Genomic DNA, 12,292 nt, shown 5'->3' on the forward strand with positions numbered 1-12,292 from the left:
GAGGGCGAAGTCGTCGCCCGGGGTGCGCATGGTGATGGCGAGTGGTTTGCCGTTCAGTCGGATCTCCAGCGGTTCCTCGGCGACGAGGGTGTCGGGGCGTGAGGAGACGGCCCCGTCCCGGATGCGGATCACCTTGCGTCGTTCCGTGACTCGTCCCATGTCGTGTCTCAGTCCCGGTTCTGTACGTGCTGGTGGCCGAAGCGGCCCTTGTTGCAGAGGTTGCCGTGGGTCACCGGGTTGTCGTGCGGCGAGGTGACCTTCACGATTTCATTGTCCTGCACGTGGAGAGTGAGGGTGCAGCCCACTTCGCAGTGGGCGCACACCGTGGCGGTCGCGGTCTGTGCCGATTCGTCCCAGGTGCCCGCCGCCCGCATGTCGAACTCCGACCTGAAGGACAACGCCCCTGTCGGGCACACCTCGATGCAGTTGCCGCAGTACACGCAGGCCGACTCGGCGAGCGGGCCGTCGTGCTCCACGGCGATCCGGGCGTCGAAGCCGCGGCCGCAAACTGAGATGGCGAAACTGTTCTGCCACTGCTCGCCGCAGGCGTCCACGCACTTGTAGCAGAGGACGCACTTGCCGTAGTCGCGCACGTACAGATCGTTGTCGACCCTCGGCCCCTCTCCCGGGCGGGCCGCGTCCGGGCCGAAGCGGTCCGGTTTCGCCTCGTACTTCTTGATCCACTCGGCGGCCTTCGGGGTTGTCGACAAGTCGGTCGAGGAGGCGAGCAGTTCGAGGACGATTCTGCGGCTGTGCCGGACGCGCGCGGTATCGGTCCTCACCGCCATGCCCGGCTCGGCCTTGCGGGAACAGGCCGGGACGAGGGTCCGCGACCCTTCCACCTCGACGACACAGATGCGGCAGGTGCTCTTCGGTGTGAGTGTGTCGCCGTGGCAGAGGGTCGGGATGTCCTTTCCGGCCGCTCTGCAGGCATCGAGGAGCGTCGAGCCCTCGGGGACCCTGGTCTTTTCGTCGTCGATCGTGAATTCCAGCAGCCGGCGCGGGATCCCCAGCGGTGTCACGGTCATCCGTACATCCCCAGACGATCTACGGCGGACTCCACCGCGTTCCACGCGTTCTGCCCCAGCCCGCAGGCCGACGCGTCCCGCATCGCGCGGCCGACCTCTCTGAGCAGGGCGATGTCGTCGGCCGCCGCCGCGCCCGTGCGTTCCCCGATGCGGTGCAGCGCCTCCTCCTGGCGCACGGTCCCGACCCGGCACGGCACGCACAGCCCGCACGACTCGGCCCGGAAGAACTCGGCGATCCGCAGGAGCAGCCGGGGCAGCGGCACCGTGTCGTCGAAGGCCATGACGACCCCCGAGCCGAGCGTGGCGCCCGCCTCCCGGGTGCCTTCGAAGGTGAGCGGGATGTCCAGCTCGTCCGGCCCTACGAAGCTGCCGGCCGCCCCGCCGAGCAGCACCGCCCGCAGACCGTCGCGCACCCCGGCCAGCCGCAACACCTCGCCCAGCGTCGCGCCGAACGGCAGCTCGTAGACCCCGGGCCGGTCCACACTCCCCGACACGCAGAACAGCTTCGGCCCGGTGGAACGCTCCGTGCCGATCATCGCGTACGCCGGTGCGCCCATGGCCAGGATCGGCAGGACGTTGACCAGCGTCTCGACGTTGTTCGCGACCGTGGGCCTGCCGAACAGGCCCGTCTCCCCGGGGAAGGGCGGCTTCTCGCGCGGCTCGCCCCGGTGGCCCTCGAGCGAGCGGAACAGGGCGGTCTCCTCGCCACAGACGTACGCGCCCGCGCCGCGCCGGATCTCGATGTCGAAGGCGTGGCCCCGGCCGAGGATGTCGTCGCCGAGCAGACCGCGTGCACGCGCTTGGTCCACGGCATGCTGCATACGATGTGCCGCCCGTGAATACTCGCCGCGCAGATACAGGTGGCCCCGGTGCGCACCGATCGCATACGCCGCGACCGTCATCGCCTCGACCAGCGCGTACGGGTCGCCCTCCATGATCACGCGGTCCTTGAAGGCGCCCGGCTCGGACTCGTTCGCGTTGCACACCAGGTGGTGCGGATGGTCGGGCTGGGACGCCACGGCTTGCCAGGTGCGGCCGGTGGGGAAGGCGGCGCCACCACGCCCGACCAGGCCGGAGTCGGTGACCTCGCGGATCACCCCGGCGGGACCGAGCTCGAAGGCCCGGCGCAGAGCGGCGTAGCCGCCGTGGGCGCGGTAGTCGTCCAGGGACGACGGGTCGACGACACCCACGCGCCGCAGCAGTGTCAGTGACGGGTCCCCCGCCTGCGGTACCGCCGTCGTGGGCGACGGTTCCTCCGGCGCCGAGTCGGGTGAGCTCGCGGCGAGCACGGCCTCCTGCACGGTCGCCGGCGCCGAGACCGCCGTACGCACCGGATCGCCCGCCTTGATCGCGAGCGCCGCCGGAGCCCGTTCGCACAGGCCCAGACATGCGCTGCGCTCGACTTGGACGCCCCTGCCGAGGCGGGACTCGATCCCTGCGCACAGGTCGGACGCCCCTGCGGCCGCGCATGCGAGGTCCGTGCAGACGCGGAGCACGGTCGCGGGCCGGGGCTCGACCGAGAACATCGCGTAGAAGGTGGCCACGCCGTACGCCTCCGCCGGCGGCACGGTCAGCCGGCGGCACAGGTAGGTGAGGGCGCCTGCGCTGATCCAGCCGACCCGGTCGTTGATCGCGTGCAGCCCCGGCAGCAGCAGGTGGCGGCGGCCGCGGGCCGCGCGCCCGCCGCGGGCCCACCTCAGGTCGGCGTCGCGGCGGTCCGCCCCCTCCCACGACGACGTGGGCGGACCGAGCAGTTCGTCCACGGCCGCCCGCTCGTCGTCCGTCGGCCCGCCGGCGCCGAAGTGCAGGTCCACGGCATCACCCCACGTAGGTCACGACGGGGAGCTTCTCCATGCGGACCGCCGACGCGCCGAACCTCGCTGTCATGCGGGCGAGCCCGGGCCGTAGCCCGGCGTCGATCCGCACGGGTGCGACAACCGACCCGCTCCGCGAGGTGACCTGCACCTCCTCGCCGGGCACGACGCCGTAGCGCTCGGCGTCCTCCGGGCTCAGCTCGATGTACGCGCACGAGTCCGGCCGCCGACCGGTCGTCAGCCGGATCGGGAACGCCTTGTCCGTGCGGTCCACCGGCGGTGTGTGCTGCACGAGACCGAAGGGTGCGCGCCTGCCCCGCCTCGCCGGTTCGGTCTCCCACAACCGGCCGTGCAGCCAGGTCGGTTCGAGCCTGTCCGTGTCGGGGCACGGCCACCGGATGCCGTGCTGCTCCGCCAGCCGGGCGTACGTCATCCCGTGGTGGTCCGGTGAGACCGACCTCAGCTCGTTCCAGACGGCCTCGGCGTCGGCGTACTTCCACTCGTGGCCGAGCCGTGCCGCCAGCGCGCAGATGATGTCGATGTCCCCGCGGGCCTCACCGGGCGGGGCCACGGCCCGCCGTACACGCTGAACTCGCCGCTCGCTGTTGGTGGTTGTGCCGTCGGTCTCGGCCCGGGCGGCGGTCGCCGGGAGAACCACGTCCGCGAGCTCGGCGGTCCTCGTGAGGAAGATGTCCTGCACGACGAGGAAGTCGAGGGCGTGGAGACGCCTCATCGCCTGTGTGCTGTCAGCCTCCGACCGGGCCGGGTTCTCGCCGATGCAGTAGACCGCCTTGAGCGTGCCGTCCTCCATCGCCTCGAACATCTCCGTCAGGTTCAGCCCGTGGTGCGGGGGGATGACGGTGTCCCAGGCCGACTCGAACGTCAGCCGGGCGTCGGGGTCGAGGATGTCCTGGAAGCCGGGCAGCCGGTGGGGGACGGCACCCATGGTGACGCAGCCCTGCGCGTTGTTCCGGCCGCCCAGCGGCTGCAGGCCGGAGCCGTACCGGCCCACGTGCCCGGTCAGCAGGGCGAGGTCGATCAGGGCGCGGACGTTGTCGGTGCCGTGGTGGTGCTCGGTGACGCCGAGGCTCCAGCACAGCTGGGCGCGCTCGGCGCGGGCGTACGCGTGCGCCAACTCCCTTATGCCGGCAGCCGGCACACCGGTCACCCTCTCGGCGAGCGACAGCGTCCAGGGTTCTACGAGGGCCTTGTACTCCTCGAAGCCGGACGTGGCCCGCTCGATGAACGTCTCGTTGGCCAGGCCCGCGTGGATGATCTCGCGGCCGATCGCGTGCGCCATCGGGATGTCCGTGCCGACGTCCAGTCCGAGCCGGCTCTCCGCCCACTCTGCGGTGGACGTCCGGCGCGGGTCGACGGCGTACATGCGGGCGCCGTGGTGGATCCCCTTCAGCACGTGCTGGAAGAAGACCGGATGCGTCGAGCGGGCGTTGGAGCCCCACATCACGATGGCGTCGGTGTGCTCCATCTCCTCGTACGACGATGTCCCGACTCCGGAGCCGAACGCGGCCGAGAGGCCGGCGAAGCCGGGTGCGTGGCAGGGGCGGTCGCAGGAGTCGATGTTGTTGGTGCTCATGACGACGCGGGCGAACTTCTGTGCCATGTAGGTGGCTTCGTTGGTCGCGTGGGCGCAGGAGAACATGCCGAAGGCGCCGCGTGCGGCCTGTAGGCGGCGGGCGGTGCGGTCCAGCGCCTCCTCCCAACTCGCCTGCCGGAGAGGTTCGTTGCGTGAGTCCCGGACGAGGGGGTGGGTGAGCCTGGAGTGCCGATTCCTCATGCGGCGGTCCGTCTCTGTCGACTGAATATTGTCTACAGTAGGGAGGATGGGGCGGCAAGAGGTCGCGCAGTGCCGGACGCGGGCTTTACGGGCTGCCTGGCAAGAACATGGGATACCGGCCGGTACGACCGTTCGTCGCGTTCTCCATACCGCTCATCGCATACCGTCGACGCGCCGCCTTCTCAACGCACGGCTTACTTCCTACCGTTCGGGATCATGAGTCCCCCTGTCGCACCCCCGGGTTGGAGCCGCTGGCTCGTCCCCCCAGCCGCTCTCTCGGTTCACCTCTCCATCGGCCAGGCCTACGCCTGGTCCGTGTTCAAGCCGCCGCTCGAATCCGCGCTCGGCCTCAGTGGCACGCAGAGCGCGCTGCCCTTCCAGCTCGGCATCGTCATGCTCGGACTGTCGGCCGCGTTCGGCGGCACGCTCGTGGAACGCAACGGGCCGCGCTGGGCGATGACGGTCGCCCTGATCTGCTTCTCGTCCGGCTTCCTGCTGTCCTCGCTCGGCGCGGCCACCGAGCAGTACTGGCTCATCGTCTTCGGCTACGGCTTCGTCGGCGGCATCGGACTGGGCATCGGCTACATCTCGCCCGTCTCGACACTGATCAAGTGGTTCCCGGACCGGCCCGGCATGGCCACCGGCATCGCCATCATGGGCTTCGGCGGCGGCGCGCTCATCGCCTCGCCGTGGTCCGCGCAGATGCTGGAGTCGTTCGGCAGCGACAGCTCCGGGATCGCGCTCGCGTTCCTGGTGCACGGGCTGTCGTATGCCGTCTTCATGACGCTGGGCGTGCTGCTCGTGCGGGTCCCGCGTAGTGAGGACCGTAAAGGCACGGAGAGCGGGCCGAGTGTGCTCGAGGGACCGCAGGTTTCCGCCCGCGGTGCCGTGCGCACCCCGCAGTTCTGGTGTCTGTGGGTCGTGCTCTGCATGAACGTGACCGCGGGGATCGGCATCCTGGAGAAGGCCGCCCCGATGATCACGGACTTCTTCAAGGACACCTCGACACCCGTGTCGGTCTCGGCCGCGGCGGGCTTCGTGGCCCTGCTGTCGGCGGCCAACATGGCGGGCCGTATCGGCTGGTCGTCGACGTCCGACCTGATCGGGCGGAAGAACATCTACCGCCTCTACCTGGGCGCGGGCGCGGTGATGTACCTGCTCATCGCACTGGTCGGCGACTCGTCCAAGCCGCTGTTCATCCTGTGCGCGCTGGTGATCCTCTCCTTCTACGGCGGCGGCTTCGCGACGATCCCCGCCTATCTGAAGGACCTCTTCGGGACCTACCAGGTCGGCGCGATCCACGGCCGGCTGCTCACCGCCTGGTCCACGGCCGGCGTCCTCGGGCCACTGATCGTGAACTGGATCGCCGACCGGCAGGAGGAGGCGGGCAAGGACGGCTCCTCCCTGTACACGATGTCCCTCTTCATCATGATCGGGCTGCTCGCGGTCGGCTTCGTCGCCAACGAACTGGTCCGGCCCGTCCACGCCCGTCACCACATCCCCGCACCGAGGGAGGCAGCCGATGTCGGAACACAGCAGCAGCCAGAGTCCGCCTGACCGACGCCCGCTGATCGCCTTCGCCTGGCTGTGGGTGGGGGCGCCGCTCGTCTACGGGGTGTACGAGCTCGTACAGAAGGCGACGCAGCTGTTCACCAAGTAACCGTTCGGAAAGTGTTCGGGCGTCCGAAGGCCTAACAGAAGCCGACAACCCGGGCGCCCGAATCCTGTGGCATCACCTGCCGCCGTACCCGCGAGTCACTGATCAGACTGGAGGATCCCGCAACTCAAGGCAACGAGAGGGACCCTCCATGAACGGCTCGCGCATCGCCGCCGTCGGTCACTACCAGCCCGCCAAGGTACTCACCAACGAGGACCTGGCGGAACTGGTCGACACCAGCGACGAGTGGATCAGGAGCCGGGTGGGCATCCGCACCCGCCACATCGCCGGCCCCGACGAGCCGGTCGACGAGCTCGCCTCGCACGCCGCCGCCAAGGCGCTCGCAGCCGCAGGCCTCGCCCCGGCCGACATCGACCTGGTCCTGGTCGCCACCTCGACCGCCGTCGACCGCTCCCCGAACATGGCCGCCCGGGTCGCCCACCGGCTCGGCATCCCGTCGCCCGCCGCGATGGACGTCAACGTGGTGTGCGCCGGCTTCACCCACGCCCTGGCGACCGCCGACCACACCGTCCGCGCGGGCGCGGCGACCCGGGCGCTGGTCATCGGGGCCGACAAGATGTCCGCGGTGACCGACTGGAGCGACCGTACGACCTGTGTGCTCGTCGGCGACGGGGCGGGGGCCGCCGTGGTCGAGGCGTCCCCGGCGGGGGAGGAGCCCGGGATCGGGCCCGTGCTGTGGGGATCGGTGCCCGAGATGGGACACGCGGTGCGCATCGAGGGTGAGTCGATGCGGTTCGCGCAGGAGGGGCAGAGCGTCTACCGCTGGGCGACCACGCAGCTGCCGCCCATCGCCCGCCGGGCCTGCGAGCGGGCGGGCCTCGCGCCGGAGGACCTCGCCGGCGTGGTGCTGCACCAGGCGAACCTGCGCATCATCGAGCCGCTCGCCGAGAAGATCGGCGCGGTCAACGCGGTCGTCGCGCGGGACGTCGTCGAATCGGGCAACACCTCGGCCGCCAGCATTCCGCTCGCCTTCTCCAAGCTGGTGGAACAGGGCGAGATCTCCACCGGAGACCCGGTCCTGCTCTTCGGCTTCGGCGGGAACCTGTCGTACGCCGGACAGGTCGTCCGTTGCCCCTGAGCTGCCCCTGAGCTGCCTCTGAGCTGCTCCTGAGCCGCGCCTCTGCGTGGCCGTGAGGCCGCAGCATGACGGGTGTGTGACGAGGCCGACTCCCCGGTCCTCTGGCCACTGTGCGCCGTAGACTGTAGACGAAAGACGATCGATACTGGCTCTCGCCAGTGCCACCGGCTTCCGGCTGCTGTGCACGGCCCGCCGAGGAGGGGGACCGCGATGTTGTCGACAGGACTGCCGCAGGGATCAGTGCCCAAGCTGGAACGCCCCGGCCCGCTGCGCGACCGCGTCTACGAGGCGCTGCTCGAACTCATCACCACCCGCGCCCTGCAGCCCGGCCAGCACCTCGTCGAGAGTGAGCTCGCCGGGCACCTCGGGGTCTCCCGGCAGCCGGTGCGCGAGGCGCTGCAGCGGCTCAACTCCGAGGGGTGGGTCGATCTGCGGCCCGCCCAGGGCGCGTTCGTGCACGAGCCGACCGAGGAGGAGGCCGATCAACTCCTCACCGTCCGCACCCTGTTGGAGGCCGAGGCCGCCCGGCTCGCCGCCGCGGGCGCGGACAAGGCCGGCGTCGAGGCCCTGGAGGCGATTCTGGCGGAGGGCATGAAGGCGGTCGCCGCCGACGACGTGGATGCCGCCGTCGCCCTCAACGCCCGCTTCCACGCGAAGATCATGGAACTCGCGGGCAACTCCGTCCTCGCGGAGCTCGCGGCCCAGGTCGACCGCCGGGTGCGCTGGTACTACACGCCGATCGCCCGGCAGCGCGGCTCGCAGTCCTGGATCGAGCACCGGGAGCTGATCGCCGCCATCGCGAACCGCGACGAGCAGCTCGCCACCCGGCTGATGCGCGAACACACCGAACACACACGGCGGTCGTACCACGCCCGGGCCAAGTGACCGACGGGCCGGTGCGGTAGCGGCACGTGCGGTGTCGACGCGCGGTCCCTTCTTTGTCCTGTGAGTGGAGAAAGTTGGCGGCAATATCTGCACAGCTTCTTCCCAGGTTCGGCAGCCGCTGCTACGTTCCCCTCGAAAGCCCGGCGACAGGTGGCCGATTGAGGCGGGGAGGGGCTCGTGAGACGTATGACGGCACGACCCGCGAACGCGCATCAGGCCAGGCTGCTCAAGCTGTTGCGTGACGGCGGCCCCAACTCCCGTGCCCAGCTGGGAGATCTGGTCGACCTGTCGCGGTCCAAGCTGGCCGTGGAGGTGGACCGCCTCCTCGAGACGGGCCTGATCGTGGCCGACGGACTCGCCGCCTCGCGCGGTGGCCGCCGCTCCCACAACATCCGGCTCGCCCCCGCCCTGCGTTTCCTCGGCGTGGACATCGGCGCGACCTCGGTCGACGTCGCCGTCACCAACGCCGAACTGGAGATCCTGGGGCATCTCAACCAGCCCATGGACGTACGCGAGGGCCCGGTCGCGGTCTTCGAGCAAGTCCTGTCCATGGCGGCGAAGTTGAAGGCGTCCGGGCTGGCGGAGGGTTTCGACGGCGCCGGCATCGGCGTCCCGGGACCGGTCCGCTTCCCCGAGGGCGTACCGGTGGCCCCGCCGATCATGCCGGGCTGGGACGGCTTCCCGGTACGGGAGGCGCTCAGCCAGGACCTCGGCTGCCCGGTCATGGTCGACAACGACGTGAACCTGATGGCGATGGGGGAGATGCACGCGGGCGTGGCACGCTCCGTGGGCGACTTCCTCTGCGTCAAGATCGGCACCGGCATCGGGTGCGGCATCGTCGTCGGCGGTGACGTCCACCGCGGGGTGACGGGCAGCGCGGGCGACATCGGGCACATCCAGGCCGTGCCCGACGGACGTCCGTGCGCCTGCGGCAACCGGGGCTGCCTGGAAGCCCACTTCAGCGGGGCGGCCCTCGCCCGGGACGCCACGGAGGCGGCCGAGCAGGGGCGCTCGGTCGAACTCGCGACCCGGCTGGAGGCGAACGGCTCCCTGAGCGCCGTCGACGTCGCCGCCGCGGCCGCCGCGGGCGACGCCACCTCGCTCGACCTGATCCGCGAGGGCGGCAACCGCACCGGCCAGGTCATCGCCGGACTGGTCAGCTTCTTCAACCCGGGCCTGGTGGTGATCGGCGGCGGGGTGACCGGCCTCGGCCACACCCTGCTCGCCGCGCTCCGCACCCAGGTCTACCGCCAGTCGCTGCCCCTCGCGACCGGCAACCTGCCCATCGTTCTGGGGGAGTTGGGCCCCACCGCCGGAGTCATCGGCGCGGCCCGGCTCATCAGCGACCACCTGTTCTCACCCGCGTAAGCCACTGGTCCGACACAGCTCACCCCGCACCACTCGCAGCTTCGCCCTGCCCTGAAACCGGCCCGCACGCCCGCCAAGGGGAATCCGCATGGCACCAGACTCACCGCTGCTCAGCATGTCCGGCATCACCAAGTCGTTCCCCGGAGTCCGGGCCCTCGACGGCGTCGACCTCGACGTCCAGGCCGGCGAAGTGCACTGCCTGCTCGGCCAGAACGGCGCCGGCAAGTCCACCCTCATCAAGGTCCTGGCCGGCGCCCACCAACCCGACACCGGCACGATCCACTGGCGCGGCGAGCCGGTCACCCTGCGCTCGCCGATCGCCGCCATGCGCCTCGGCATCGCCACCATCTACCAGGAACTCGACCTGGTGGAGCACCTGTCGGTGGCCGAGAACGTCCACCTCGGCCATGAACCCACGGCCGTCGGCTTCGTCGTACGAGGAAAGGCCGCGCGGGCATCAACTGCCGCGCTGCTACGGCGACTCGGGCACCCGGAGATCGACCCGGCACACCTCGTCGGAGAGCTGTCGGCGGCCCAGCAGCAGATCGTCTCCATGGCGCGGGCGCTCTCGCACGACGTACGGCTCATCGTCATGGACGAGCCGTCCGCCGCCCTCGACCCGGACGAGGTCGACAATCTCTTCCGGATCGTCGGCGACCTCACCGCCGAAGGCGTCGCCGTCGTCTACATCTCGCACCGCCTGGAGGAGATCCGGCGCATCGGCGACCGAGTGACCGTGCTGAAGGACGGCCGGGCCGTCGCGGGCGGGCTGCCCGCGAAGTCGACACCGACCCGTGAGGTCGTGGCGCTGATGACGGGCCGGAACGTCGAGTACGTCTTTCCCGAGCGGGCCGGTTCGGCATCGACGAACGGTGGCAAGCCGCTGCTGGAGGTCCAAGGGCTCACCCGGCAGGGCGAGTTCGAGCCCCTCGATCTGTCGCTGCACCCCGGCGAGATCGTCGGCCTCGCCGGACTCGTCGGCTCGGGACGCTCCGAGATCCTGGAGACGATCTACGGCGCCCGCAAACCCACCGCCGGTCAAGTCCTAGTCGACGGCCGGGCCCTGAAACCGGGCAGTGTCCGCGCCGCCGTCCGCGCCGGACTCGGACTCGCACCCGAGGAGCGCAAGGCGCAGGCCCTGCTGATGCTGGAGTCGGTGACGCGCAACGTCTCCGTCTCCTCCATGTCCCGCTTCTCCCGCGGGGGTTGGATCGACCGGGGAGCCGAACGCGGGGCGGCGCGGGCGGCGACGCGCGAGCTGTCGCTGCGGCCCGACAACCCCTCCGTGCCGGTGCGCACCCTCTCCGGCGGCAACCAGCAGAAGGCCGTCCTGGCCCGCTGGCTGCTGCGCGGCTGCCGGGTGCTGCTGCTCGACGAGCCCACCCGGGGTGTCGACGTCGGCGCCCGCGCCGAACTGTACGCAGTCGTCCGGCGGTTGGCCGACGAAGGCCTCGCCGTGCTGCTGGTCTCCAGCGAGGTCCCCGAGGTGCTCGGCCTCGCCGACCGCGTCCTGGTGCTCCGCGAGGGCCGCGTCGTCCACACGGCGCCCGCCCATGAGCTCGACGAACACCGTGTACTCGACCTCGTCATGGAAGGAAGCCCGGCGTCATGACGCAGCACGTGTCCCCGCCGCGAGACGGCACCGGCAAGACGGCGCCTGTGGCCCAACCACCCAGCTGGCGTGGCGTGTTGGCCCGCGCCGACGTCCGCACCCTCTCCCTCCTCGGCGTGCTCGCCGCACTGATCCTCATCGGCGGCATCACCAAGCCCGACGAGTTCCTCGACACCCGCAACCTCCAACTCGTCCTCACCCAGGCCTCGGTGATCGGCGTCGTCACCGTCGGCATGACCTTCGTCATCACCTCCGGCGGCATCGACCTGTCCGTCGGCGCGATCGTCGCCCTCGCCTCCGTGTGGGCGACGACCGTGGCCACCCAGGAGTACGGCTTCGCGGGCATCCTCTTCACCGCGGTGCTCGTCGGGGTCGGGTGCGGCCTGGTCAATGGGCTGCTCATCGCGTACGGCGCGATGGTCCCCTTCATCGCCACGCTCGCCATGCTGGCCTCGGCGCGCGGACTTGCCCTGCAGATCACGGACGGCAGGACACAGATCGTCACCATCAGCAGCGTCCTCGACCTCGGCGAGCGCGACGCGTACGTGCTCGGTGTCCCGCCACTCGTGATGGTGTTCGCGGTCGTGACGATCATCGGCTGGCTGGTGCTGAACCGCACCACCTTCGGACGCCGCACCGTCGCCGTCGGCGGCAACGCGGAGGCGGCCCGGCTCGCCGGCATCGACGTACGCCGCCAGCGGCTCTACCTCTACCTGCTGTCCGGACTGTGCTGCGGCATCGCCGCCTTCCTGCTGATCATCCTGTCCGGCTCCGGCCAGAACACCAACGGCAACCTCTACGAGCTCGACGCCATCGCGGCCGCGATCATCGGCGGCACGCTGCTCACCGGGGGGCGCGGCACCATCACCGGGTCCGTGCTCGGCGTCCTGATCTTCACCACGATCACCAACATCTTCGCCCTGAACAACCTGCAGAGCGACGTCCAGCAGATCGCCAAGGGCGCGATCATCGTCGCCGCCGTGCTGGTCCAGCGCCGTACCGCAAGCACGACCTGAGGGAAAGGGTTCACCGCC

At 70.6% G+C, this 12,292-nt stretch carries 10 protein-coding genes and 1 pseudogene; 7 read left to right on the top strand and 4 right to left on the bottom strand.

What is annotated here, in order from left to right; translation table 11 throughout:
- The 4 genes and pseudogenes from IG08_RS0149300 to IG08_RS0149315 all read right to left on the bottom strand — a co-directional run.
- Window positions 1-159 (bottom strand): annotated as a pseudogene (locus IG08_RS0149300) (formate dehydrogenase accessory sulfurtransferase FdhD); the annotation flags it as partial.
- 8 nt (window positions 160-167) lie between these two features.
- The gene (locus tag IG08_RS0149305) at window positions 168-1,028 is read right to left on the bottom strand and encodes a 2Fe-2S iron-sulfur cluster-binding protein (RefSeq protein ID WP_030620159.1); all 861 of its coding nucleotides are present in this window, start codon (window positions 1,026-1,028) and stop codon (window positions 168-170) included.
- Complete coding sequence (locus IG08_RS0149310; protein ID WP_030620163.1) at window positions 1,025-2,842, bottom strand: NAD(P)H-dependent oxidoreductase subunit E; 1,818 nt, start codon at window positions 2,840-2,842, stop codon at window positions 1,025-1,027. The genes IG08_RS0149305 and IG08_RS0149310 overlap by 4 nt, the downstream gene beginning before the upstream one ends.
- A gap of 4 nt (window positions 2,843-2,846) precedes the next feature.
- The gene (locus IG08_RS0149315; RefSeq protein ID WP_030620167.1) at window positions 2,847-4,637 is read right to left on the bottom strand and encodes a molybdopterin oxidoreductase family protein; all 1,791 of its coding nucleotides are present in this window, start codon (window positions 4,635-4,637) and stop codon (window positions 2,847-2,849) included.
- Window positions 4,638-4,853: 216 nt separating this feature from the next.
- Here IG08_RS0149315 and IG08_RS0149320 point away from each other — a divergent pair, with 216 nt between their 5' ends.
- The 7 genes from IG08_RS0149320 (at window position 4,854) to IG08_RS0149350 (ending at window position 12,274) form a co-directional block, all read left to right on the top strand.
- Window positions 4,854-6,194 carry an OFA family MFS transporter gene (locus IG08_RS0149320; protein WP_030620172.1) on the top strand — a complete coding sequence of 447 codons (1,341 nt, stop codon included), beginning with the start codon at window positions 4,854-4,856 and terminating at the stop codon, window positions 6,192-6,194.
- Window positions 6,160-6,297 carry an MFS transporter small subunit gene (locus tag IG08_RS60955; RefSeq protein WP_199821111.1) on the top strand — a complete coding sequence of 46 codons (138 nt, stop codon included), beginning with the start codon at window positions 6,160-6,162 and terminating at the stop codon, window positions 6,295-6,297. Before IG08_RS0149320 ends, IG08_RS60955 begins: the two co-directional genes overlap by 35 nt.
- A 148-nt stretch (window positions 6,298-6,445) precedes the next feature.
- A complete protein-coding gene (locus IG08_RS0149330; RefSeq protein WP_030620176.1) occupies window positions 6,446-7,393 on the top strand; it encodes a beta-ketoacyl-ACP synthase III in 948 nt (315 codons plus the stop codon).
- Window positions 7,394-7,603: 210 nt separating this feature from the next.
- The gene (locus IG08_RS0149335; protein WP_030620178.1) at window positions 7,604-8,278 is read left to right on the top strand and encodes a GntR family transcriptional regulator; all 675 of its coding nucleotides are present in this window, start codon (window positions 7,604-7,606) and stop codon (window positions 8,276-8,278) included.
- Between the two features lie 186 nt (window positions 8,279-8,464).
- The gene (locus tag IG08_RS0149340; protein ID WP_030620181.1) at window positions 8,465-9,646 is read left to right on the top strand and encodes an ROK family transcriptional regulator; all 1,182 of its coding nucleotides are present in this window, start codon (window positions 8,465-8,467) and stop codon (window positions 9,644-9,646) included.
- A gap of 88 nt (window positions 9,647-9,734) precedes the next feature.
- The gene (locus tag IG08_RS0149345; protein WP_030620183.1) at window positions 9,735-11,258 is read left to right on the top strand and encodes a sugar ABC transporter ATP-binding protein; all 1,524 of its coding nucleotides are present in this window, start codon (window positions 9,735-9,737) and stop codon (window positions 11,256-11,258) included.
- A complete protein-coding gene (locus IG08_RS0149350) occupies window positions 11,255-12,274 on the top strand; it encodes an ABC transporter permease (protein ID WP_030620186.1) in 1,020 nt (339 codons plus the stop codon). Before IG08_RS0149345 ends, IG08_RS0149350 begins: the two co-directional genes overlap by 4 nt.
- Window positions 12,275-12,292: the final 18 nt, after the last annotated feature.

This window comes from Streptomyces fulvoviolaceus (assembly GCF_000718165.1).
In the GTDB taxonomy this organism is placed as follows: domain Bacteria; phylum Actinomycetota; class Actinomycetes; order Streptomycetales; family Streptomycetaceae; genus Streptomyces; species Streptomyces fulvoviolaceus.